Source organism: Pseudomonas sp. F8002 (assembly GCF_013385495.1).
In the GTDB taxonomy this organism is placed as follows: Bacteria; Pseudomonadota; Gammaproteobacteria; order Pseudomonadales; family Pseudomonadaceae; genus Aquipseudomonas.
Genome location: NZ_JACAPW010000041.1, coordinates 38,247 through 62,180, shown reverse-complemented (window position 1 = coordinate 62,180; position 23,934 = coordinate 38,247). Strand labels below are relative to the sequence as shown.

Below are 23,934 nucleotides of genomic sequence, written 5' to 3'. Positions count from 1 at the left end.
CTCCCACATTGGATCTATGTCAGTCAGGAGATTTACGCCGGCTGGTCCAGCTCAAGACCCACGCCCAACTGTCGCGACAGGCACGGCCAGCGCTTCCACGCCGCTTCCGTGTCCGGGCTCTTGAGCTTGTCGCGGTAGGCTTCGACCGACTCCAGCGCAAAACTCTCTTCGTTAAGCATCTCATCCACCGCGTGGTGCACCGCCTCATCCAACTGATTGGCGAACGTCTCGCCGATCAACTGGTGGGCAATCACGTTCGCCACGGTGGTATCCAGCGGAATCAACGGCTGGCCGAAGTGCTTGATATACAGATCGTTGACCTCTTCCACCAGGCGATGCGCCAGGTAAGCCTCATCCAGCAAACCGTCCAGGCCTTCATGCCCGGCCAGGATCGCCGGCGGCTGCAGGAAGAAATGCTCGGCGATTTTCAGCACCGGTTTGATCTGGCTTTCAATACCGGCTTCGCGGGCGACATCGTTGGCCGCGTCCAGCAGATCGGGGACCTGGTCGATGTAGGCGCTTACAAAACGCGTCATCACGCCCTTGGCGTCGACGTCAGGCACGGAAATCGCCGGGTGCAGGTGCGGTAACTGAACTTCCAGCTGCTGAGCAAGCTGGCCAGTGCTGGATTCGTGTTGATGGGCACGGGAAATCTGCTCGCGCAATGCGGCGGTGTTCATGAAAGCTCCAGTGATGCAGGCGTAGGAAATAGGGAGAGCATAAGGTAGCTCGTTTATACGAGAGCCTAAGACGCATTTGTCATAATTATTTCATGGTTATGCGCTGGCGTTATATCAAATTGCCATCGTTCGTCGGATAACGCGCGCCACCGGTCCTGTTGTGTGGTCCGTTTCCTCATTTTCGTTCATTTGCCCGATCACATTGCGGGGTGGCGGTCGCTGTCTATACTCGATTTTGTACGCAATTAGCTGATGACGCCCGACTGCATGAGCAGGCAAGGCCTGGCGGTTGTAAGCAGTATGGAAGCCGCTCCCTTGGCCGCAGGTGCAAACCGGCGGGATAACAAGAATGATAAGGGGAACCCGCAATGACGCGACATCCACATGTTTGGATGGGCCTCCTGTTGTGGTCAGTATTCGGCCAGGCGCAAGCCGCCTGGACAACGAATATGGCGCCAGGGGCCACTGAAGTCAGTCACGCCGTGTTTGACCTGCACATGACCATTTTCTGGATTTGTGTGGCGATTGGCATCGTCGTGTTTGGCGCGATGTTCTGGTCGATGATCGTTCACCGGCGCTCGACGGGACAGGTGGCAGCCAAGTTCCACGAGAGTACGACGGTGGAGATTCTCTGGACTGTGGTGCCCTTGCTGATCCTGGTGGCGATGGCCATTCCGGCCACCAAGACGCTGATCAACATCTACGACAGCACTGAGTCGGATATCGATATCCAGGTCACCGGCTACCAGTGGAAGTGGCATTACAAATACCTGGGCCAGGATGTCGAGTTCTTCAGCAACCTGGCCACGCCCGCCGAGCAGATCCATAACCAGGCCGTCAAAGGCGAGCATTACCTGTTGGAAGTCGACCAGCCGCTGGTGCTGCCGGTGGGTGCCAAGGTGCGTTTCTTGGTGACCGCTGCGGACGTGATTCACTCCTGGTGGGTGCCGGCGTTTGCGGTGAAGCGTGATGCGATTCCCGGCTTCGTCAACGAGGCCTGGACCCGCATCGAAAAGCCCGGCATCTATCGCGGCCAGTGCGCCGAGCTGTGCGGCAAGGACCACGGATTCATGCCCATCGTGGTGGAGGTCAAATCCAAGGCCGACTACGACACTTGGCTCGGCGAGCGTAAGGAAGAGGCCGCCAAGCTCAAGGAGCTGACCTCCAAGGAATGGACCCTGGATGAGCTGGTGGCCCGTGGCGACAAGATCTACCACACCACCTGCGTCGCCTGTCACCAGGCCGAAGGCCAGGGCCTGCCGCCGATGTTCCCGGCGCTCAAGGGCTCGCCGATTGCCACCGGGCCCAAGGAAGACCACCTGCACCGCGTGTACTTCGGCAAGCCCGGCACCGCCATGGCGGCGTTCGGCAAGCAACTGTCGGAAGTCGATATCGCGGCGGTCGTGACCTATGAACGTAACGCCTGGGGCAACAACAAAGGCGACATGGTCACGCCTAAAGACGTGCTGGCTCTGAAACAGGCGGAAAGCAAATGACTTCCTTCATTGCATATTCCCTGAACCGTCCCGCCCACTCGTTCGCAGGAGAAAGGCCATGAGCGCTGTGATCGATGACCACGGTCATGCCGGTGACCACGCTCACGGCCCCGCCAAGGGCCTGATGCGTTGGGTACTGACCACCAACCACAAAGACATCGGCACGATGTACCTGTGGTTCAGCTTCTGTATGTTCCTGCTTGGTGGCTCGTTCGCCATGGTGATTCGTGCCGAGCTGTTCCAGCCGGGTTTGCAGATCGTCGAGCCGGCGTTCTTCAACCAGATGACCACCATGCACGGCCTGGTGATGGTGTTCGGTGCGGTGATGCCGGCGTTTGTCGGCCTGGCCAACTGGATGATCCCGTTGATGATCGGCGCGCCCGACATGGCCCTGCCGCGCATGAACAACTTCAGTTTCTGGCTGTTGCCGGCGGCGTTCCTGATGCTGGTTTCCACCCTGTTCATGCCCGGCGGCGGGCCGAACTTCGGCTGGACCTTCTACGCCCCGCTCTCCACCACCTACGCGCCGGAAAGCGTGACGTTCTTCATCTTCGCCATCCACTTGATGGGCATCAGTTCGATCATGGGCGCGATCAACGTGGTCGCCACCATCCTCAACCTGCGCGCCCCCGGCATGACGTTGATGAAAATGCCGCTGTTCGTCTGGACCTGGCTGATCACAGCCTTCCTGCTGATCGCGGTGATGCCGGTACTGGCGGGCTGCGTGACCATGATGCTGATGGACATCCACTTCGGCACCAGCTTCTTCAGTGCCGCCGGTGGTGGTGACCCGGTGCTGTTCCAGCATGTGTTCTGGTTCTTCGGCCACCCCGAGGTGTACATCATGATCCTGCCGGCGTTCGGTGCCGTCAGCTCGATCATCCCGACCTTCTCGCGCAAGCCGCTGTTCGGCTACACCTCGATGGTGTACGCCACGGCGAGCATCGCGTTCCTGTCGTTCATCGTGTGGGCGCACCACATGTTCGTGGTGGGCATCCCGCTGGTGGGCGAGCTGTTCTTCATGTACGCCACGCTGCTGATCGCGGTGCCCACGGGCGTGAAAGTGTTCAACTGGGTCAGCACCATGTGGCAAGGCTCGCTGACCTTCGAGACGCCGATGCTGTTCGCGGTGGCCTTCGTGATTCTGTTCACCATCGGCGGTTTCTCCGGGCTGATGCTGGCCATCGCCCCGGCGGACTTCCAGTACCACGACACCTACTTCGTGGTGGCGCACTTCCATTACGTACTGGTGCCTGGGGCGATCTTCGGGATCTTCGCCTCGGCCTACTACTGGCTGCCGAAATGGACCGGCCACATGTACGACGAAACCCTGGGCAAGCTGCACTTCTGGCTGTCGTTCGTGGGGATGAACATGGCGTTCTTCCCGATGCACTTCGTAGGGCTTGCCGGCATGCCGCGTCGGGTGCCGGACTACAACCTGCAGTTCGCCGATTTCAACATGGTCTCCTCCATCGGTGCCTTCACTTTTGGCGCGACGCAGATCTTCTTCCTGTTCATCGTCATCAAGTGCATCCGTGGCGGCCCGCCTGCGCCGGCCAAGCCGTGGGATGGCGCCGAAGGGCTGGAGTGGAGCATCCCTTCGCCTGCGCCGTACCACACCTTCACCACGCCGCCGGAGGTCAAATGAACACCTCCCTATCCTGTGGGAGCTGGCTTGCCTGGGATGGCATCACTTCGGTGTACCTGAACGACCGAGTTGCCAGCATCGCAGGCAACCCAGCTCCCACAGAAAGGCCATTCGCAGAACATTCATTCGCAGGTGGCCGCCATGCTTGAGTCCGTGCCTATCAAGCGCCTGGTCACGCGCCTGCTGATCCTGGTGGTGGCGATGTTCGCCTTCGGCTTTGCCCTGGTCCCGATCTACGACGTGATGTGCAAGGCGTTCGGCATCAATGGCAAGACCGCCGGGCAGTACGAAGGCGAGCAGGTGGTGGACCCGACGCGGCAGGTGCGGGTGCAGTTCCTGTCCACCAATGCCATCGATATGGTCTGGGAATTCCACTCCAAGGCCGACGAGGTGGTGGTCAATCCCGGCGCAGTCACCGAGATGCTGTTCGTGGCCTACAACCCCACCGACAAGCCGATGACCGCCCAGGCGGTGCCGAGCATTTCGCCGGCCGAGGCGGCGATGTACTTCCACAAGACCGAGTGTTTTTGCTTCACCCAGCAAGTGCTACAGCCAGGTCAGCGCATAGAGATGCCGGTGCGCTTCATTGTCGACCGCGACATGCCCAAGGATGTGAAGCATTTGACCCTGGCGTACACGCTGTTCGATATCACCGCGCGCCAACCGCCCGTGGCTGTCCATACCGGCGGCTAGGCGTTGCTTGCGGGCTCGATTAGGAGAACGAATACATGTCGACTCATGATACGTACTACGTACCAGCACAGAGCAAATGGCCAATAATTGCCACGCTGGGCATGCTGATTACGGTGGTCGGGCTGGCTACCTGGTTTAACGATTTGAAGGCCGCACGCCCGGAATCCCACGGCCCGCTGATCTTTTTCGTCGGTGGCTTGCTGCTGGCCTACATGATGTTTGGCTGGTTCGGCGCGGTGATCAAGGAAAGCCGCGCCGGTTTGTACAGTTCACAGATGGACCGCTCCTTTCGCTGGGGCATGACCTGGTTCATCTTTTCCGAGGTGATGTTCTTCATCGCTTTTTTCGGTGCGCTGTTTTATGTGCGGCACATGTCGGCGCCGTGGTTGGCGGGCGAAGGCCACAAGGGCATCGCGCACATGCTGTGGCCGAACTTCGAATTTGCCTGGCCGCTGCTGAACAATCCTGACCCGAAAATGTTTCCGGCGCCCAAGGGCACCATCAGCCCGTGGGGCTTGCCGCTGATCAACACGATCTTGCTGGTCAGCTCCAGCGTGACCATCACTATCGCCCACCATGCCTTGCGCAAAGGCCATCGCGGCGCACTGAAGATCTGGCTGGCGATCACCGTGTTGCTGGGTTGGGCGTTTCTCGGGTTCCAGGCCGAGGAATACATCCATGCCTATAAGGAGTTGGGCCTGACCCTGGGTTCCGGCGTGTACGGCGCGACCTTCTTCATGCTCACCGGCTTCCACGGTGCCCACGTGACCATCGGCACGATCATTTTGTTTGTGATGCTGATGCGCATCCTGAAAGGGCATTTCAACAACGAACACCAGTTCGGGTTCGAGGCGGCCAGTTGGTATTGGCACTTTGTGGACGTGGTGTGGATCGGGCTGTTTTTCTTCGTTTACGTGCTTTGAGGTGTTTCACCAGGGCGCATGAGATACCAGCTGGCCGCTGAAGAAACCCCAGGTGATCAACCCCAGGGTGATCACGGCCAGCGCCACACGCACGGTCAAGGCAGTGACGAGGCGGTTGGAGTTGCCCTCGTCCTTGACCAGGAAGAACAAGCCACTGAACAGGCTCACGACGGTAGCAATCAGCATCAGGGCAATGGCTGCTTTGAGCATGGTGGGCTCCGGGGCTCTTTTTTGGAGGGGGCGAGCAATGAGATTCAGTATAGCCAGCGCAGCACCGACCTCTGCGGCAATGCCATGAAACCCTTTCGCCCCGGTATTGCGCCGACGCTGGTGGTACTCGTGCTGCTGCCGTTACTGGTATTTCTCGGCTTTTGGCAGCTGTCTCGCGGTCACGAAAAACAGGCGCTGCTGGACACTTACGCCGAGCGCCGCGCTGCCGAGCCCATGAGCAGCACGCAACTGCAGGCCACCGAAGATCCGGCGTTCCGTCGTGTGCATTTGCGCGGGCAGTTCGATGCCGAGCACAGCGTGTTGCTGGATAACCGCTTTCGCGACGGCAAGGTCGGTGTGGAGCTACTGCAACCTTTCCATGATCAGGCCAGCGGCGAGTGGCTGTTGCTCAATCGTGGCTGGCTGCCTTGGCCGGACCGGCGCGCACCACCGGTTTTCACCACTCCCGAACAACTGCTGAATCTCGATGCCTGGGTCTATGTGGCGCCTGGCGAGACCTTCCAGTTGCATGCCGATCCGGCGGGCGCACAGTGGCCACGATTGCTGACCGCGCTGCATCCCGAGGCGTTGTGGGCCGAGTTGGGTCGCAGCGGATTCGCCCATGAAGTGCGGGCTGAAGCGGGCCCGGCCACCTACGAAACCAGCTGGCCCGTGGTCGCCATGGGCCCGGAAAAACACCTGGGCTATGCCGTGCAGTGGTTCGCCATGGCGGTGGCGCTGTTCGGCCTTTACCTCTACCTCGGATGGCACAACACAAAAAAGGAGAAGCGCCATGGGAGCGGCCATGAATCCACTCAACATGTCTGACACGCCGGCAGCGCCCAATCGGCGCAAGGGCCGCTGGCAACTGATCCTGATCCTGCTGATGGTGGTCGGCCCGATGGTGCTCGCCACCTTCATGTACAAGCTGCAGTTCTGGGTGCCGGACAGCCGCAGTTACCACGGCGAGATGATCGGCAATGGCCAGACCCGTGCCGACATTGGCGTGCAGGCTGACGAAGACCGCTGGCAACTGCTGGTCACCGCGCCCACCGCCTGCGCCGCCGACTGCCAGCAACTGGTGTACCTCGCACGCCAACTCCAGATCGGCCTGGGCCGTGATGCCTCCCGCGCCAGCCACGCCCTGGCCAGTGCGCAGCCGGTCAGCACCGCGTATGACGCCAAACTCAAGGCCGAATACCCGCAACTGCAACGCTATTCCCTGGACCTGTCGACCTTCAACAAAGACGCCGCCGCCCAAGGCAGCGGCGATGCCCAGCTGTGGATCGTCGACCCCCACGGCAACCTGGTGCTGCGCTACGACGCCCGGGTCAAGGGCAAGGACCTGCTCAACGACCTGCGCCTGCTGCTGAAACTGTCGAACATCGGATAAGGACACCGTCATGGCCAAACCTGGATTTCGCCTCGCGCTGTTTGCCACCCTGCTGGCCCTGATCGTGGTGCTGCTGGGCGCCTATACCCGCCTCACCCACGCGGGTCTCGGTTGCCCGGATTGGCCGGGTTGTTATGGCTTTATCAGCGTGCCAAAAAGCGAAGCCCAGCTGGCCCATGCCGAACTGCATTACCCGGACACGCCGGTCGAGGCGGACAAGGGCTGGAACGAGATGACCCACCGTTACTTCGCCGGCACCCTCGGGCTGTTGATCGTGCTGCTGGCGGCGCGCGCCTGGACCCATCGGCATCATCCGGGCCAGCCGTTGAAGCTGCCGTTGTTCCTGTTGGCGGTGGTGTTCGCCCAGGCGGCGTTTGGCATGTGGACGGTGACGCTGAAGCTCTGGCCGCAAGTGGTCACCGGGCATTTATTGGGCGGGTTTGCGACGTTGAGCCTGCTGTTCTTACTGACGCTGCGATTGTCCGGCGTATTGCCGGCGCTGATCGTGCCCAGGCGTTTGCAGTATTGGGCGACGGCCGGGCTGGTGCTGGTGATCGGCCAGATCGCGCTGGGTGGATGGGTCAGCTCCAACTACGCAGCCGTGGCGTGTATCGACCTGCCGACCTGTCACGGGCAATGGTGGCCGGCGGCGGATTTCGCCAATGGCTTTCACCTGACCCAGCATATCGGCCCCAATTACCTCGGCGGGCAACTGGACAGTGATGCGCGCACGGCGATTCACCTCACCCACCGGATTGGCGCGCTGCTGGTCACTGTCGTGTTGCTGGGCCTGGCCTGGCAGCTCAAGGTGGTCGGCATGACCCGCCTGGCGGGCCTGTTGCTGATCGCCCTGGCGGCGCAACTCTGCCTGGGCCTGAGCAACGTGTACTTCCACCTGCCGCTGCCGGTTGCGGTCGCGCATAACGCCGGCGGCGCGGCGTTGCTGCTGACGCTGGTGCTGGTCAATTACCACGCCCGCACCAGCCTGGTTCGGGTGCGACATCAGTTGCCGTTCGGCTGGCGCTTCAGCCCGCGTAAACACGTGTCGGGCCTCATAACCATTAAAGGAGAGATGCCATGGCGACCTTGATCAGCGAGCGTCACAGCCAGGCGATCTGGCGTGACTATCTGGAGCTGACCAAGCCAAAAGTGGTGGTGCTGATGCTCATCACCTCGCTGGTGGGCATGTTCCTCGCCACCCGCGCCGGGGTGCCGTGGCCGGTGCTGATTTTCGGCAACCTGGGGATCGCGCTGTGTGCCGGCGGCGCGGCGGCGGTCAACCATGTGGTGGACCGGCGCATCGATGCGCTGATGGCGCGTACCCATAAGCGCCCGCTGGCGGAAGGGCGCGTATCGCCTGTGGCGGCGCTTGTTTTTGCGATGGTGCTGGCGGTGGCCGGGCTGGCGCTGTTGCTGGCGTTTACCAATCCGCTGGCCGCCTGGCTGACCCTGGCCTCGCTGTTGGGTTATGCGGTGATCTATACCGGCTTTCTCAAGCGTGCGACGCCGCAGAACATCGTTATCGGCGGCCTCGCCGGCGCCGCGCCGCCGTTGCTGGGCTGGGTCGCCGTCACCGGCCACGTCAGCGCCGAGCCTCTGTTGCTGGTGCTGATCATCTTCGCCTGGACCCCGCCGCACTTCTGGGCCCTGGCGATTCACCGCAAGGAGGAATACGCCAAGGCCGACATCCCGATGCTGCCCGTGACCCACGGCGAGCACTACACCAAGGTGCATATCCTGCTCTACACCTTCGCCTTGCTGGCGGTCAGCCTGATGCCCTATGTCATCCACATGAGCGGCATGCTGTACCTGGTGTGCGCACTGGTTCTGGGCGGGCGCTTTCTGCAATGGGCCTGGGTGCTGTACCGTGGCAGTCGGCCGCACGCGGCGATCAACACCTTCAAGTACTCTATCGGGTACCTGTTCATGCTGTTTATCGCCCTGCTCGTAGACCATTACCTATTGTTGAACCTATGACTCGAACTCAAAAAACTGTCTTCATTCTGGTGGCCATTGTCGCGTTGATCATGGGCCTGACCGTCAACAAAGTCCTGAGTGGCAAAGGCCAGGGCGACCCGACGGCCTTGATCGATGCGGGCATCATCCTGCTGCCGCAAAGCCGCCAGTTGCCGCCCGTGACCATGACCAACCAGGACGGCCATCCGGTGGTGGTCAACGAGCTGAAGGGCAAGTGGAGCGTGTTGTTCTTCGGCTACACCTTCTGCCCGGACATCTGCCCGACCACCCTCGCCCAGCTGCGGCAGATCAAGAGCGAGCTGCCCAAAGACGTTGTGGACAAGTTGCAGGTGATCTTGGTCAGCGTTGACCCGAACCGCGATACACCGGCGCAGCTCAAGCAGTACCTGGGCTACTTCGATCCACAGTTCGAGGGCCTGACCGGTGCGAATGTGGACGATGTGCAGAAGGTTTCGAATGCGGTGAGCATTCCGTTTATTCCGGCAGACACCAGCAAGCCCAACTACACCGTCGACCACAGCGGCAACCTTGCGCTGATCGGTCCGGATGGAACGCAACGCGGGTTTATCCGGGCGCCGTTGAACAACCAGAAGCTGGTGGCGCAGTTCCCGGGGTTGTTGCAGCGTAAATAAGCTTGCCGACCATTTTCTGAGCGACACAAATCAAATGTGGGAGCGGGCTTGCTCGCGAAGGCGGTGTGTCAGTCAACAGATGTATCGACTGAACCACCGCCTTCGCGAGCAAGCCCGCTCCCACAGGGTTATGTGCACGGTGCCTGAACGGTGTGTCGTCGGACTTTTCCCGCAACGTGTAGCGGTCGGCGCGAACTTGTTTGGCATGCGTCGACTGACTAGTCTTTGCCCTGTCGCTGCAAATTCAGTGACAGGGTGTGGAAGCCCTTATATCGTTAGGCGCACAAAGCGCCACCTAGAGTCAGGCGCTTTTTATCGTCTGTGTTTTATGGTGGTTGTGCGCGGGGCGCTTTCGAGCGCGCCGGGTGCCTAACGTCCCGGTCTTCCACACCTGCGTACAGCCGCCACCCATTACGTGGAAGTAGTGCTTGGCGGTCCCTTAATACGTTAGGAGCCAGACCATGACAACACTTACCCCTGACCCGCCCTTCACCCCCGAAGTCTTCACCCGCCATCACCAGCAACTGCACGCCATCCTCATCGACGCCCAAGCCTGGTTCAGCGCCCGCGACATTGGCCATCTGATGGGTCTGCATCTCAACGAAGCTCTGCTGCGCAAGCTCGATCCTGACCAACAACAAACATTAACCGCGATTACCCACGGTCACGCTGCACCGACGTTGATGCTCAGCGAGTCCGGGGTGTACGCGATGTTGATCTATCACTACTGCCCTGAAAACCGCGCCCTGCGCCAATGGCTGACCCATGAAGTGGTGCCCGCCCTGCATGGTAAACAGCAGGCAAGCGAAAGCCCGGCCCTGAGTTGGTTGGCCTGGTCGACGGCAAGTTTGAGTGTGTTGCAGTGGCGCAATGAGCCGTGGATCCGGCTGCGAGATATGCCCAAGGTGTTGCCGGGCGTGTAGCGCTTAAAAGTGTGGGAGCTGGCTTGCCTGCGATACAGGCGGCGCGGTGTTACTGATACACCGCAGCGATGCCATCGCAGGCAAGCCAGCTCCCACATTTAATCTCCAGTGTTTGGGAGATCGGGTTTCAGCTTTGGATCAGAACGCCGGCAGGATCGCGCCTTTGTACTTCTCAAGAATGAACGCTTTCACTTCCGGGGTGTGCAGGGCTGCAACCAGCTTCTTCACCGCATCCGAATCCTTGTTGTCTTCGCGGGTCACCAGGATGTTCACGTAAGGCGAGTCGTTGCCTTCAATCACCAGTGCGTCCTTGGACGGGTCCAGCTTGGCTTCCAGGGCGTAGTTGGTGTTGATCAGCGCCAGGTCGACCTGGGTCAGCACGCGCGGCAGGGTGGCGGCTTCCAGTTCGCGGAATTTCAGGTCTTTCGGGTTGCCGGTGATGTCCTTGATGGTCGACAGGATGTTGGTCGGGTCCTTCAGGGTGATCAGGTTGTGCTTGGCCAGCAGCAACAGCGCGCGGCCGCCGTTGGTGGCGTCGTTCGGGATCACGACGTTGGCGCCGCTTGGCAGGTCTTCCAGCTTCTTGTACTTGCTGGAGTAGGCGCCCAGGGGCTCCAGGTGCACAGCGCCAACGCTCACCAGGTGAGTGCCCTTGGCTTTGTTGAATTCATCCAGGTACGGCTGGTGCTGGAAGAAGTTGGCGTCCAGGCGCTTTTCGGCCACCTGTACGTTTGGCTGAACGTAGTCGGTGAAGACTTTGACCTGCAGGTCCACGCCTTCCTTGGCCAGAGCCGGCTTCACGAATTCGAGGATTTCAGCGTGCGGCACCGGGGACGCGGCCACGGTGAGGGTTTCGGCGGCGTGGGCGGAGAACGCGGCAACGGCGGCGAAAGCAACCAGTAGTTTTTTCATTCAACAAGCTCCTTGTTCGGGAATTGGCCGGCTTAACGCCGGCAATAGCCGTTATTTTCGAGAAAAGTGCACCACCAGCTTGTCGCCGACGGTTTGCAGAATTTGTACCAGGATCAACAGCAGCACCACGGTGACCACCATCACGTCGGTCTGGAAGCGCTGATAACCGAAGCGGATCGCCAAGTCACCCAGGCCACCGGCACCCACTACGCCGGCCATGGCCGTGTAGGAAACCAGTGTAATCGCCGTCACCGTAATTGCCGCGAAGATGCCGGGGCGGGCTTCGGGCAGCAACGCGTTGGTAATGATCTGGCGAGTGGTCGCGCCCATGGCCTGGGTCGCTTCGATAATCCCGCGGTCCACTTCACGCAGCGCGGTTTCCACCAGGCGCGCAAAGAACGGCGTGGCACCCACCACCAGTGGCGGAATTGCACCGGCAACACCCAGCGAGGTGCCGGTGATCAGCACCGTGAACGGGATCATTACGATCAACAGGATAATGAACGGCAGCGAACGCAGGATGTTCACCACCAGCGACAACAGCGCATAAACATTCTTTTGTTCGAACAGCTGACGCGGGCTGCACAGGAACAGCAGCACGCCCAACGGCAAGCCCAGCAATACGGTGAACAGCAGCGAGCCGAACAGCATGGTCATGGTGTCGCCGGTGGCGAGCAGGATTTCCGACCAGTCGATGTTCGAGAAAAAGCTCAAGAGGATTTCCATTAGCGCAGCACCTCCATATGGACGTCTGCCGCGGTGAAGGCGGCGAAGGCGGCCTCCATGTCACCGCCGGTGACGGCGAGGGTCAGTTGCCCGTAGGGAATGTCTTTGATGCGGTCGATACGACCGGCGAGGATGCTGTAGTCCACACCCGTGTCGCGGGCGACGGTACCCAGCAGCGGCGCGTAGGTCGCTTCGCCCTGGAACGTCAGGCGCACGATGCGCCCCGGTACATGGGCGAAGTCATCACGCTGTTCGCCTTCGTCGACTTGCTCGGATTCCTGCACGAAGCGCTTGGTGGTCGGGTGCTTGGGGTGCAGGAATACGTCGGCGACGGTGCCTTGCTCGACGATCACGCCGGCGTCCATCACGGCCACGTGGTCGCACACGCGGCGGATCACGTCCATTTCATGAGTGATCAGCACGATGGTCAACTTCAGCTCGCGGTTGATCTCGGCCAGCAGTTGCAGGACCGAGGCCGTGGTCTGCGGGTCGAGGGCGCTGGTGGCTTCGTCGCATAGCAGGATTTTCGGCTTGGTGGCCAGGGCGCGGGCAATGCCGACGCGCTGCTTCTGGCCGCCCGACAACTGCGCCGGGTACTTCTTGGCGTGGTCGGACAGGCCGACCCGGGCCAGCAATTCGGCCACGCGCAGGTCGATTTCCTTGCGGGAAAGTTCGCCCGCGAGGGTCAGCGGCAGCGCCACGTTGTCGGCAACGGTCTTGGATGCCAGCAGGTTGAAGTGCTGGAAGATCATCCCGACCTGTTGCCGGAAACGGCGCAGGCCGTTGGCGTCGAGGGCGGTGACTTCTTCGTCATCGACCTTGATCTGGCCACCGCTGGGTTGCTCCAGGCGGTTGATCAGACGCAGCAAAGTACTTTTTCCCGCACCGGAATGGCCGATCAGACCAAACACCTGGCCATTTTCGACGCGCAGGTTGGTGGGATGCAGTGCGGGGATATCCTTACCGGCGACCCGGTAGGTTTTATGGACGTTATGAAACTCGATCACGTAGCGAACCTTGTGGGGCGCATTAAAAAGGGATCAGCGGTTAGCCGGGCGCGCATTTTAGCCTGTCCGTATAGCGTTTCTTAGCATTTATTTCTCATCCGACCAGCGATTTGGCAATAACGCGATCAAAGGTCATAAAAAAGGAACGGTACAAAACCGTGTCAGTCACTACATAAGCAACTCGAAACTCCCAGGTGCCGTGCCTGGGGTTTTGCTCAAGAAGAGCCGGGGATCGCTCTGGCCTACGCAAACGAGGAGTTTTTGTCTGATGAGTACTAAGAAGCCAGTTACCCCGCCCAAGAGCGAACTTGCGGGCACCGACACTCTGGACCGTGGCAACACCAACGCCAAGCTGCAAAGCCTGGAAACATTCCGCTCCGACGCGACGGGCCAGGCGCTGCGCACCAACCAGGGCGTGAAGGTTTCCGATAACCAGAACAGCTTGAAGGTCGGCTCCCGTGGCCCATCGCTGCTGGAAGACTTCATCATGCGTGAAAAAATCACGCACTTTGACCATGAGCGGATCCCGGAACGCATCGTCCACGCCCGGGGCACCGGTGCCCACGGCTATTTCCAGACCTATGAAAACCATTCGGTGCTGACCAAGGCCGGGTTCCTGCGTAACCCGGAGCATAAAACCCCGGTATTTGCGCGCTTCTCCACGGTTCAGGGGCCTCGCGGTTCCGGCGATACCGTGCGTGACGTGCGTGGGTTTGCCGTGAAGTTCTTCACCGACGAAGGCAACTTCGACCTGGTGGGCAACAACATGCCGGTGTTTTTCATTCAGGACGCGATCAAGTTTCCTGACTTCGTGCATGCGGTAAAACCTGAGCCCCACAACGAGATTCCTACCGGCGGCTCAGCCCACGATACGTTCTGGGATTTTGTCTCGCTGCAGCCGGAGTCGGCGCACATGGTGATCTGGGCCATGTCTGACCGGGCCATTCCGAAAAGCCTGCGAACCATGCAGGGGTTTGGCGTGCACACCTTCCGCCTGGTGAATGCCGAGGGCAAATCCAACTTCGTCAAATTCCACTGGCGGCCTACCGTCGGCACCTGCTCCCTGGTGTGGGACGAGGCGCAGAAGCTGGCGGGCAAAGACACGGACTTCCACCGTCGTGACCTGTGGGAATCCATTGAAAGTGGCGATTACCCGGAGTGGGAATTGGGCGTGCAGATCATCGCCGAAGAGGACGAGCATAAGTTCGACTTCGATATTCTCGACCCGACCAAGCTGATCCCCGAAGAGCTGGTGCCGATCACGCCGTTGGGCAAAATGGTGCTCAACCGCAACCCGGACAACTACTTTGCCGAGACCGAGCAAGTGGCGTTCTGCCCGGGGCATATCGTGCCGGGCATCGACTTCTCCAATGACCCGCTGCTGCAAGGCCGTCTGTTTTCCTACACCGATACGCAGATCAGCCGACTGGGCGGGCCGAACTTTCACGAGTTGCCGATCAACCGTCCGGTAGCGCCGTTCCATAACGGCCAGCGCGATGCCATGCACCGCACCACCATCGACAAGGGCCGCGCGTCCTACGAGCCGAACTCGATTGATGGCGGCTGGCCGAAAGAAACTCCGCCTGCGGCGCAGGACGGTGGTTTTGAGACGTATCCGGAGCGCATTGATGCCCACAAGATCCGTGAGCGCAGCGAGTCGTTCGGTGATCACTTCTCCCAGGCGCGCCTTTTTTTCCGCAGCATGAGCAAGCACGAGCAGGAGCACATCATCGCCGCCTACAGCTTTGAACTGGGCAAGGTGGAGCGTGAATTTATTCGCGCTCGCCAGGTGAACGAGATCCTCGCCAACATCGACTTGGAACTGGCCAAGCGTGTGGCGCAGAACCTGGGCTTGCCAGCACCGACTAAAGGTACGGTGCCAGAGCGCAAGACGTCTCCGGAACGCTCGCCAGCGTTGAGCCAGGCCAATTTGCTGTCGGGTGATATCAAGACCCGCAAGGTGGCGATTCTGGCGGCGAACGGTGTTGATGGTGCGGCGATTGATGCCTTGAAGAAGGCGCTTGAGGCTGCAGGTGCGCATGCGAAGTTGCTGGGGCCTACCTCGGCGCCGGTAACGACGGCGGATGGCAAGAGCCTGCCGGTGGATGCTTCCATGGAAGGCTTGCCTTCGGTGGCGTTCGATGCGGTGTTTGTGCCGGGTGGCGCCAAGTCGGTTCAGGCGTTGAGCGCTGATGGTGTGGCGTTGCATTACCTGCTGGAGGCCTACAAGCACTTGAAAGCAATTGCCCTGGCCGGTGAGGCGAAGCAGTTGCTGGATGTGCTGAAGCTTGAGGCGGATGCGGGCTTGATTGTGGGCGGCGATGCGAAGGCGTTGAAAGCGTTTTTTGCGGCGATTGCCCAGCATCGGGTCTGGGATCGGGAGCCGAAGGCTAAAGCTGTTCCGGCTTAAGCTATTGGTTGTTTGTTAGACCGCTATCGCAGGCAAGCCAGCTCCCACATTTTGAATTGTGAATACATTCAAGTGTGGGAGCTGGCTTGCCTGCGATGCTTTATTCAGTCTTACGCGGAATCAGCACGACCTGCGCCGGAACCTTCTTCAGGATCTGCCGGTGAATCTTCAGGTCATACCCCGAATCGATGCGCTTCACCCGTTTGGTCAGCAACGTGGCCAGCCATGGGTAATCTTCGGTGCGCGGTGCCTGGATGCTCACATCGCACTGGTAATTCACCACATCGGTGGCGATCTCATCCAGTTGATGGCGCAGTGCCTCGATATCGGTGAGGTTCAGCGCAACCGTAGTGCTTGGCGCTGCCGGGTCGATGACCTTGGCCGGCGGCTTGGCTTCGGCGGCTTTCAGGGCGGCCTCGGCTTTGTCCAGCTCGACTTTACGGGCATGGGCGATCGCACTGTTGACGCCACCGGTCAGCGCCGGAGCCTTGGGCATCAATGCCCGTGCGCGGCTCAGGGCCGTCGCGGCAGCGTTGACATCACCCTTTTGCAGAACGATCTGGCTGCGCTGCAAATAGGCTTCGGCCAGTTGGCGCTGATAAGGCTCCAGCGCCGGGTCGTTGGGCGACTGGGCCTGCAAGGCGGCCAGCTCGTCTTCGGCGGTGGCCAGTTCACTGCTGGCGAGGTTTTGCTCCAGCTGTGCGATGGCCGCAGCGCGCGCGTCCGGCGCCTGGGGGGCGGCGGGCGGGGTGCTTTGGCAGGCGCCCAGCAGCAAGGAAAATGCGGCAAGGAGCAGATAACGGGAGTTGAACAGCTTCATTCCTGCGACTCTCTAATTGCGCAAAAAGCGAGCAAGTCTACACCCCACGACGGGGCAGGACAAAACTCAGCAGAAACAGGGCGGCCGCCGTGACCACAATCGACGGCCCGGCCGGGGTGTCCTTGAACCAGGACAGCGCCAGGCCACCACACACCGCGAGCATCCCCAGAAGGCTGGCGCCGAGCGCCATTTGCTCCGGCGAGCGGGCGTGACGCTGGGCCGCAGCAGCCGGGATGATCAGCAGCGATGTGATCAACAATACGCCGACAATCTTCATCGCGACAGCGATCACCACGGCGATCAGCAGCATCAGGGTCATGCGCAGCGCCGCCACGGGCAAGCCTTCGACGGTGGCCAGTTCTTCGTGAACGGTGATCGCCAGCAGCGGGCGCCACAGCGTCACCAGCAGCACCAGCACTGCCGCGCTGCCGCCTAGAATCCACGCCAGGTCGGTGGGGCTGATAGCCAGCAGGTCGCCGAACAGGTAGGCCATCAGGTCGATACGCACTTCATGCATGAAGCTCAGCACCACCAGGCCCAGGGACAAGGTGCTTGGGGCCAGGATGCCCAGCAGGGTATCGGAGGCCAGCGGCTGACGCTGTTGCAGGGTCACCAGCAGCACAGCCAACAGCAGGCAGCCGACGGTGACGGCAATGGTCGGGCTCACATCCAGCAGAAATCCCATGGCCACGCCCAGCAGCGCAGCGTGGGACAGGGTGTCGCCAAAATAGGCCATGCGCCGCCAGACCACGAACGAGCCCAGTGGGCCCGCCACCAGCGCCAGAGCCAAGCCTGCCAGCAGGGCGTAGAGCAGAAAATCAGCCATGCTTGCAGCTATCTCCATGAACGTGGGTGTGGGATGCGGTGGAGTCATCGACTACGGCGCCATGCAGGTCATGGGCGTGGTCGTGATGGTGGTGGTAGATCGCCAGGCTCTGGGCGTTCTTGCCGAACAGCTCGACGAAAGCCGGGTCACCGCTGACCTGTTCCGGGTGGCCGGAGCAGCACACGTGGCGATTGAGGCACACCACCTGGTCGGTGGTGCTCATCACCAGGTGCAGGTCGTGGGAGACCATCAGCACGCCGCAACCATGGCGGTCCCGCAGGCGGGTGATCAGGCTGTACAGCTCGGCCTGGCCGGCGACGTCGACGCCCTGTACGGGTTCATCCAGTACCAGCAATTCCGGCTCGCGCAGCAGGGCGCGGGCCAGCAGCACGCGCTGCATTTCGCCGCCGGAGATGCTTTGCACCGGGCTGTCGATCACCTGTTCGGCGCCCACTTCCTTGAGGGCGGACTGTGCGCGGGCACGGTCGACACCGGGCACCAGGCGCAGGAAGCGCAGCACTGACAGGGGCAAGGTCGGGTCCACATGCAGCTTCTGCGGCATGTAGCCGACCCGCAGCTTCGGCTTGCGCCACACGCTGCCGCTGTCGGGCTTGAGCAGGCCGAGTACGGCGCGCACCAGGGTGGTCTTGCCGGCACCGTTGGGGCCGATCAGCGTGACGATCTGACCTGGCTCGACGCTCAGCGCGATGTTATCCAGCACGTTTTGCCCGGCGAACGTGACCCCGACCTGCTCCAGGCGGATTAACGCAGTGCTCATCAAGCCCCCTGGCAGCCCGAGCACACACCGACGACTTCGACGGTTTGCCCTTCGACCTTGAAGCCGACGTCGCCGGCGCTCTTGATGATGCTGTCGCTGATGCTTTTTTGCTCAAGTTCGATGGCGGCGTGGCACTCGCGGCAAATCAGGAACTGGCCCTGGTGCGCGTGTTCCGGGTGGTTGCAGCCGACAAAGGCGTTGAGCGATGAGATGCGGTGCACCAGGCCGTTGTCCAGCAGGAAGTCCAGCGCGCGGTACACCGTGGGCGGCGCGGCGCGGCGGCCGTCCTGCTCGCTGAGCACGCCGAGGATGTCGTAGGCACCCAGCGGCTTGTGGCTTTGCCACACCAGCTCCAGCACCCGGCGACGCAGGGCGGTCAGGCGCAGGCCTTGGCGCGCGCACAAGGCGTCGGCCTCTGACAGCGCGCTGTGCACGCAGTGAGAGTGGTCATGGGGACGGCTGGCAAGCGGTGTTTTAGGCATGAGCGGCGACAGATATTTGTGAGAGACGTTATTATGTTACCTGTTCCTGCCTCCTTGAGTGGTCATCGTGTCCAGACTTTTTCCCGTTTTTGTCGTATTTGTCACCAGTTTGCTGCTTGCCGGTGCCGCTCAGGCGGAGGTTCGGGTGCTGACCAGTATCAAACCGTTACAACTGATTGCTGCTGCTGTGCAGGATGGCGTGGCGATTCCCGAGGTATTGCTGCCGCCGGGCGCTTCGCCGCATAACTATGCGTTGCGCCCTTCCGACGTACGGCGCGTGCAGTCGGTGGACCTGCTGTATTGGATCGGCCCGGACATGGAAAGCTTTCTGCCGCGTGTCTTGAAAGGCCGCAGCTTGCCGACGGTGGCGGTGCAGGACCTTCCGGGAATGAAACTGCGTCGGTTCGCCGAAGATAGCCACTCCCATGCTGAAGATGCCGACGAACATGATCATGACCATCGCCCGGGCAGCCTGGATGCGCATTTGTGGCTGTCGACGGTCAACGCCCGGGTGATTGCGAACCGCATGGCGGCGGATCTCAGCGCTGCCGACCCGGCGAATGCCGAGCGTTACCAGAGCAACGTGAAGGCCTTTGATGGCCGTATGGATGCACTGGACGCGCGCTTGAAGGCACGTATGGCGGACGTCGCCGGCAAGCCGTACTTCGTGTTCCATGAAGCCTTCGATTACTTCGAAGATGCCTACGGCCTCAAGCACACCGGGGTGTTCAGTGTGGCCGCAGAAGTGCAGCCGGGCGCCCAGCATGTGGCAGCGATGCGTACGCGTTTGCAGGAAGTGGGCAAGACTTGTGTGTTCAGCGAGCCGCCGTTGCGCCCGCGCCTTGCGGAAACGCTGGTGGCGGGTTTGCCGGTGAAGCTGGCGGAGCTGGATGCGTTGGGCGGCTATACGCCGGCCTCCGCCCAGGGGTATGAGCAGGTGCTGGAGAAGCTGGGGAATGACCTGGCTGGGTGCCTGGAGTCGTTGTAAGCCATTGCGCAAAACAAAATGTGGGAGCTGGCTTGCCTGCGATAGCGGTGTGTCAGCTACATCTGAGTCAGCTGGCCCGCCGCTATCGCAGGCAAGCCAGCTCCCACACTGACCGCGCGCGACCGGGTGATTGCTTACAACGCGAACGGCAGCGGGGTCTTGACCTGCTGGCGTTGCGCCAGGCGCACCTGAAACTCGCGCGGGTCGTGAATCAGCACGTCCTGCCCGGCGAACGATTCCGCCGCAATCAGGCGTGACAGCCAGAACCGCACACAGGCCACACGCAGCATGGTCGGCCAAAGCTCTGCTTCCTTGGCGGTGAACGGCCGCAAGCCCGCATAAGCCCCCAGCAACGCCCGCGCCCGTTGGCCGTCGATCACGCCGTCGGCGTCCGAGCACCAGTCGTTCAGGGCGATCGCCACGTCGTACAGCATCGGCCCCGAGCAGGCGTTGTAGAAGTCGATCAGCCCGGTCAGGTGCGTGCCTTCGAACATCGCGTTGTCGCGAAACAGGTCGGCGTGGATGTTTGCCCGGGGCAGCGCGAGGATCTGCGCCTTGTGCGCCTCGATCTCATCCAGCGCCGCTTGCAACAGGCCGCGTTGTTCCGCGTCGAGGTGCGAGATCAGTTGCGCGCCTTCGCTGAGCATCCAGTCCAGCCCGCGATCGGTCTTGCGTTCCAGTACCTTTTCGCCTTGGGTGGCGAGGTGCAGGTGGCCGAGCAATTCGCCCACTTGCACGCAATGCTGGGCGTTGGCGTCCTTGATGTGCTTGCCCGCCAGGCGCGGTTGCAACAGCGCCGGTTTGCCCGCCAACTCGCGCAAGGCCACGCCGTCGGTGGTACGCAGGGCGTAAGGCACTGGCAAATCAGCGTCGTGGAGCACGTCCAGCAGTTCGATGAAGAACGGCATTTCCTGCACGGGGCCGCGCTCGACCAGGGTCAGGACGAATTCGCCCTGTTCCAGGCTGATGAAGAAATTGGTGTTTTCACTACCAGCGGCAATCCCCTGGAAATCAAGCAGGCGGCCGAGCCCGTAAGGGGCAAGAAAGGTTTCCAGCTCGGGCCGAGCCAGGGGGGTGAACACAGACATGGTTAAAACTGCCGTTACGGGCGCTGCGGGGAGCAGCGCCGATTAAAGTTAAGAAATCATTTCCATTCGAAGATCTTCCATGACGGGATCAGCATATCCGGCTGGTCAGAGCGGATGAAGTTCGCATCGGTTCCGTCCGCGCGCACCAGGAAGTAAGGCGGAAAGCCTTTCTGAGTCACCTTGATCGCGTACAGGAAACCATTCTGGCGGTATTCCTGAATGGTCTTGTCGCCTTCCGTGCGAATGGTGACTTCCGGGTCGCCCGAAGGGGCAGTATCTGCCGCCATGGCCACCATCGGAGTGAGTGCAATCAAGCCGGTCAACAACAGGCGATTTACTGTACGCATGATAACCTTGTCCCTTTGTCGTCATTGGTCCGGCTATTCTAGCGCCTGACCCGCCGAAAAGGTTGATCCTGCTCATGAGCCAAGCCCCCCTCGTCCTGGTGGACGGTTCTTCTTACCTGTACCGCGCCTTTCACGCGCTGCCGCCGCTCACCACTTCCAAAGGCCTGCCTACCGGCGCGGTCAAGGGCGTGTTGAACATGCTCAAAAGCCTGCGCAGGCAATACCCGAACAGTCCGTTCGCGGTGGTGTTCGACGCCAAGGGCGGGACATTTCGCGATGAGCTGTACGCTGAATACAAGGCCAACCGCGCGAGCATGCCCGATGACATGCGCGTGCAGATCGAGCCGCTGCACCAGAGCGTGATCGCCCTGGGCTTCCCGCTGCTGTGCGTCGAAGGCGTCGAAGCGGACGACGTGATCGGCACCCTGGCCCGCAGCAGCGCGGCCGCCGACCGTCCGGTGGTGATTTCCACCGGCGACAAGGACATGGCGCAGCTGGTCGACGGGCACATTACCTTGGTCAACACCATGACCGGAAGCGCCATGGACGTTGAGGGCGTGAAGGAGAAATTCGGTGTCGCTCCCGAGCAGATCATCGATTACCTGGCGTTGATGGGCGATTCGTCCGACAACATCCCGGGCGTTCCGGGCATTGGTCCGAAGACGGCTTCCGGCCTGTTGGTTGGTGTAAATGGCGGTTTGAAAGAGCTCTACGAGCAGCTCGATATCGTGCCGACCTTGCCGATTCGTGGTGCCAAGACCCTGGTCGCCAAACTGGAAGAGCATAAGGCGAGTGCGTTCCTGTCCTACGAGCTGGCAACGATCAAGATCGACGTGCCGCTGGATGTGGGCCTGGATGATTTGCACCTGATCGAGCCGGATCGCGAGAAGCTGCTGGAGCTGTACACGCTGCTGGAGTTCAAGAGCTGGATTGACGAGATTCAACGCGATGCCAAGCGCGTCGAGTTGAGCGCTGCTCCTTCGGCTGCGGTCGCCGAGGAAGCGGTTGATGTGGTCGCGCCGGTTTCTGTGGAGCCGGTGTACGAAACCATCCTCACCCAGGCCCAGTTCGATGTCTGGCTGAAGAAGCTCAACGACGCCAAGCTGTTCGCCTTTGATACCGAGACCACCGGGATCGACGCCCAGAAAGCGCAACTGGTGGGTGTGTCGTTTGCCGTGCAGGCCCATGAAGCGGCCTACATTCCGCTGACCCACTCCTACATCGGTGCGCCGGAACAGCTGGATCGGGATACCGTGCTGCTGGCCCTGAAGCCGTTGCTCGAAGACCCGGAAAAACTCAAGGTCGGCCAGCACGCCAAGTTCGACATGAATATCCTGGCCAACTGCGCCATCGGTGGTGACCCGGCACACGGCATCACCGTACGCGGCATTGCCTTCGACACCATGCTTGAATCCTATGTGCTGAACTCCGTGGCGACGCGCCACGACATGGACAGCCTGGCGAAGAAGTACCTGGACCACGACACCGTCAGCTTCCAGGATATCGCCGGCAAAGGCGCCAAGCAGCTGACCTTTGACCAGATTGCCCTGGAGCAAGCTGGCCCTTACGCGGCGGAAGACGCGGATGTGACCCTGCGTTTGCACCAGGAACTGCACAAGCAGCTTGCCGCTATTCCTACCCTGGCCAGCGTATTGTCCGACATCGAGATGCCGCTGGTGCCCGTGCTGGCGCGCATTGAGCGCCAGGGCGCCCTGGTGGATGCCGCCTTGCTGGGCATCCAGAGCATCGAGCTGGGCAACAAGATGGTCGACCTCGAGCGCCAGGCGTATGAAATCGCCGGCGAGGAATTCAACCTGGGCTCGCCCAAGCAGTTGGGTGCGATTCTCTACGAGAAACTCGGGCTGCCGGTGTTGAAGAAGACCGGCAAGGGCCAGGCCTCGACGGCCGAGGAAGTCTTGGCCAAATTGGCTGAAGACGACTACCCACTGCCGAAAGTGCTGATGCAGTACCGCAGCATGAGCAAGCTGAAAAGCACCTACACCGACCGTTTGCCGGAGCAGATCAACCCGCGCACCGGTCGCGTGCACACTTCCTATCACCAGGCCGTAGCAGCAACCGGGCGCCTGTCCTCCAGCGATCCAAACCTGCAGAACATTCCGGTGCGTACCGCTGAAGGCCGGCGTATCCGCCAGGCATTTGTCGCGCCCAAGGGCTACAAGCTGCTGGCGGCGGACTACTCGCAGATCGAGCTGCGCATCATGGCGCATTTGTCCAAGGACGAAGGCTTGCTGAATGCGTTCCGCGACGACCTGGACGTGCACACCGCCACGGCGGCCGAAGTGTTCAAGGTTGAGTTGACCGAGGTCACGTCCAATCAGCGTCGCAGTGCCAAGGCGATCAACTTTGGCCTGATCTACGGCATGGGCGCCCAGAAGCTGGGCAAGGACATCGGCGTCGACACCAAGACCGCCAAGGCTTATATCGATGTGTACTTCGCCCGTTACCCGGGGGTGCGCGAGTACATGGAGCGCACCCGTGCCCAGGCGGCTGATCAGGGTTATGTGGAAACCCTGTTCGGGCGCCGCCTGTACCTGCCGGAGATCAATTCCAACAAGCCTCAGGAGCGTGCTGGCGCCGAGCGTACGGCAATCAACGCGCCGATGCAGGGCACTGCGGCCGATATCATCAAGAAGGCCATGGTCAAGGTCGACAACTGGCTGACGGACTCGGGCCTGGACGCCAAGGTCATCCTTCAAGTGCACGATGAATTGGTGCTGGAGGTACGTGAGGACCTGGTGGCTGAAGTCAGCGCGAGGATTCGTGAACACATGAGCGAGGCGGCAAAGCTGGATGTGCCGCTGGTGGTAGACGTCGGCGTGGGCGACAACTGGGACGAAGCGCACTAAACCTGGGGCCTGGGCCGCGGCATCATGCCGCGGCAGCGCTTTAGATCGGAAAACGCGGCGGGTTATTTCCAATAGTTTTTTGAACGTGCCGGAACTTAACCCGTGAAT

General features: G+C 61.1%; 24 protein-coding genes. 13 read left to right on the top strand and 11 right to left on the bottom strand.

From position 1 onward, the window contains the following. Positions 1-32 precede the first annotated feature (32 nt). On the bottom strand, positions 33-680 hold the full coding sequence (locus HX811_RS27185; protein WP_177048221.1) for a hypothetical protein: 648 nt from the start codon (positions 678-680) through the stop codon (positions 33-35). A 368-nt stretch (positions 681-1,048) separates the two neighbouring features. Here HX811_RS27185 and coxB point away from each other — a divergent pair, with 368 nt between their 5' ends. The 4 genes from coxB (at position 1,049) to HX811_RS27165 (ending at position 5,440) form a co-directional block, all read left to right on the top strand. After that, positions 1,049-2,176, top strand: coding sequence for a cytochrome c oxidase subunit II (coxB, locus tag HX811_RS27180; RefSeq protein WP_003214854.1), 1,128 nt, complete (start codon positions 1,049-1,051; stop codon positions 2,174-2,176). A 58-nt stretch (positions 2,177-2,234) separates the two neighbouring features. Further along, positions 2,235-3,824: a cytochrome c oxidase subunit I gene (ctaD, locus tag HX811_RS27175; protein ID WP_008439614.1), complete on the top strand. Its 1,590-nt coding sequence runs from the start codon at positions 2,235-2,237 to the stop codon at positions 3,822-3,824. Positions 3,825-3,965: 141 nt separating this feature from the next. Beyond that, positions 3,966-4,517, top strand: coding sequence for a cytochrome c oxidase assembly protein (locus HX811_RS27170; protein WP_008439615.1), 552 nt, complete (start codon positions 3,966-3,968; stop codon positions 4,515-4,517). Positions 4,518-4,552: 35 nt separating this feature from the next. Beyond that, entirely contained in the window at positions 4,553-5,440 is an 888-nt protein-coding gene (locus tag HX811_RS27165) for a cytochrome c oxidase subunit 3 (protein WP_102367830.1), read from the top strand. A gap of 6 nt (positions 5,441-5,446) precedes the next feature. Here HX811_RS27165 and HX811_RS27160 read toward each other — a convergent pair whose 3' ends face one another. Continuing rightward, on the bottom strand, positions 5,447-5,650 hold the full coding sequence (locus HX811_RS27160; RefSeq protein WP_003214847.1) for a twin transmembrane helix small protein: 204 nt from the start codon (positions 5,648-5,650) through the stop codon (positions 5,447-5,449). An 84-nt stretch (positions 5,651-5,734) separates the two neighbouring features. On the opposite strand from HX811_RS27160, the gene HX811_RS27155 reads away from it, so the two are divergent. From HX811_RS27155 to HX811_RS27130, 6 genes are all read left to right on the top strand, one after another. Beyond that, complete coding sequence (locus tag HX811_RS27155; RefSeq protein WP_177022435.1) at positions 5,735-6,478, top strand: SURF1 family protein; 744 nt, start codon at positions 5,735-5,737, stop codon at positions 6,476-6,478. After that, a complete protein-coding gene (locus tag HX811_RS27150) occupies positions 6,444-7,043 on the top strand; it encodes a hypothetical protein (protein ID WP_023659276.1) in 600 nt (199 codons plus the stop codon). The genes HX811_RS27155 and HX811_RS27150 overlap by 35 nt, the downstream gene beginning before the upstream one ends. A 10-nt stretch (positions 7,044-7,053) precedes the next feature. Further along, on the top strand, positions 7,054-8,133 hold the full coding sequence (locus tag HX811_RS27145; RefSeq protein WP_087694554.1) for a heme A synthase: 1,080 nt from the start codon (positions 7,054-7,056) through the stop codon (positions 8,131-8,133). Next, positions 8,121-9,020, top strand: coding sequence for a heme o synthase (gene cyoE / locus HX811_RS27140; protein WP_003214839.1), 900 nt, complete (start codon positions 8,121-8,123; stop codon positions 9,018-9,020). Before HX811_RS27145 ends, cyoE begins: the two co-directional genes overlap by 13 nt. Next, complete coding sequence (locus tag HX811_RS27135; RefSeq protein ID WP_177048218.1) at positions 9,017-9,652, top strand: SCO family protein; 636 nt, start codon at positions 9,017-9,019, stop codon at positions 9,650-9,652. The genes cyoE and HX811_RS27135 overlap by 4 nt, the downstream gene beginning before the upstream one ends. 461 nt (positions 9,653-10,113) lie before the next feature. Beyond that, a complete protein-coding gene (locus HX811_RS27130; protein WP_177020356.1) occupies positions 10,114-10,575 on the top strand; it encodes a Bro-N domain-containing protein in 462 nt (153 codons plus the stop codon). Between the two features lie 138 nt (positions 10,576-10,713). Here the strand turns inward: HX811_RS27130 and HX811_RS27125 are convergent, their stop codons facing one another. From HX811_RS27125 to HX811_RS27115, 3 genes are read right to left on the bottom strand one after another with little or no spacing between them, the layout of a single operon-like run. Next, positions 10,714-11,487 (bottom strand): MetQ/NlpA family ABC transporter substrate-binding protein, encoded by a 774-nt coding sequence (locus tag HX811_RS27125; protein ID WP_177020357.1) that lies wholly within the window; start codon positions 11,485-11,487, stop codon positions 10,714-10,716. Positions 11,488-11,538: 51 nt separating this feature from the next. Beyond that, a complete protein-coding gene (locus HX811_RS27120) occupies positions 11,539-12,213 on the bottom strand; it encodes a methionine ABC transporter permease (RefSeq protein WP_003214831.1) in 675 nt (224 codons plus the stop codon). Beyond that, entirely contained in the window at positions 12,213-13,220 is a 1,008-nt protein-coding gene (locus HX811_RS27115) for a methionine ABC transporter ATP-binding protein (RefSeq protein WP_003214829.1), read from the bottom strand. The genes HX811_RS27120 and HX811_RS27115 overlap by 1 nt, the downstream gene beginning before the upstream one ends. Positions 13,221-13,488: 268 nt before the next feature. Between HX811_RS27115 and katE the strand changes: the two genes are divergently transcribed. Beyond that, the gene (gene katE, locus HX811_RS27110; RefSeq protein ID WP_177048216.1) at positions 13,489-15,630 is read left to right on the top strand and encodes a catalase HPII; all 2,142 of its coding nucleotides are present in this window, start codon (positions 13,489-13,491) and stop codon (positions 15,628-15,630) included. A gap of 100 nt (positions 15,631-15,730) precedes the next feature. On the opposite strand, the gene HX811_RS27105 is transcribed toward katE, so the two are convergent. Genes HX811_RS27105 through HX811_RS27090 form a run of 4 tightly spaced genes read right to left on the bottom strand, consistent with a single transcriptional unit; the run spans position 15,731 to position 18,536 of the window. Next, on the bottom strand, positions 15,731-16,450 hold the full coding sequence (locus HX811_RS27105; RefSeq protein ID WP_177048214.1) for a PA5502 family lipoprotein: 720 nt from the start codon (positions 16,448-16,450) through the stop codon (positions 15,731-15,733). 37 nt (positions 16,451-16,487) lie between these two features. Next, the gene (gene znuB, locus HX811_RS27100; RefSeq protein ID WP_003214823.1) at positions 16,488-17,276 is read right to left on the bottom strand and encodes a zinc ABC transporter permease subunit ZnuB; all 789 of its coding nucleotides are present in this window, start codon (positions 17,274-17,276) and stop codon (positions 16,488-16,490) included. Then, a complete protein-coding gene (gene znuC, locus HX811_RS27095; RefSeq protein ID WP_003214821.1) occupies positions 17,269-18,054 on the bottom strand; it encodes a zinc ABC transporter ATP-binding protein ZnuC in 786 nt (261 codons plus the stop codon). The genes znuB and znuC overlap by 8 nt, the downstream gene beginning before the upstream one ends. Further along, positions 18,054-18,536: a Fur family transcriptional regulator gene (locus tag HX811_RS27090; protein WP_003214819.1), complete on the bottom strand. Its 483-nt coding sequence runs from the start codon at positions 18,534-18,536 to the stop codon at positions 18,054-18,056. Before HX811_RS27090 ends, znuC begins: the two co-directional genes overlap by 1 nt. A gap of 58 nt (positions 18,537-18,594) precedes the next feature. On the opposite strand from HX811_RS27090, the gene HX811_RS27085 reads away from it, so the two are divergent. Then, positions 18,595-19,524, top strand: coding sequence for a zinc ABC transporter substrate-binding protein (locus tag HX811_RS27085; protein WP_008439631.1), 930 nt, complete (start codon positions 18,595-18,597; stop codon positions 19,522-19,524). 134 nt (positions 19,525-19,658) lie between these two features. Here HX811_RS27085 and HX811_RS27080 read toward each other — a convergent pair whose 3' ends face one another. After that, positions 19,659-20,612 carry a homoserine kinase gene (locus HX811_RS27080; RefSeq protein WP_102367835.1) on the bottom strand — a complete coding sequence of 318 codons (954 nt, stop codon included), beginning with the start codon at positions 20,610-20,612 and terminating at the stop codon, positions 19,659-19,661. A 56-nt stretch (positions 20,613-20,668) separates the two neighbouring features. Beyond that, positions 20,669-20,959, bottom strand: a complete 291-nt coding sequence (locus HX811_RS27075; RefSeq protein ID WP_003214814.1) for a DUF2782 domain-containing protein — start codon at positions 20,957-20,959, stop codon at positions 20,669-20,671. A 74-nt stretch (positions 20,960-21,033) separates the two neighbouring features. On the opposite strand from HX811_RS27075, the gene polA reads away from it, so the two are divergent. Then, complete coding sequence (gene polA / locus HX811_RS27070; RefSeq protein WP_177048212.1) at positions 21,034-23,826, top strand: DNA polymerase I; 2,793 nt, start codon at positions 21,034-21,036, stop codon at positions 23,824-23,826. Positions 23,827-23,934 lie beyond the last annotated feature (108 nt).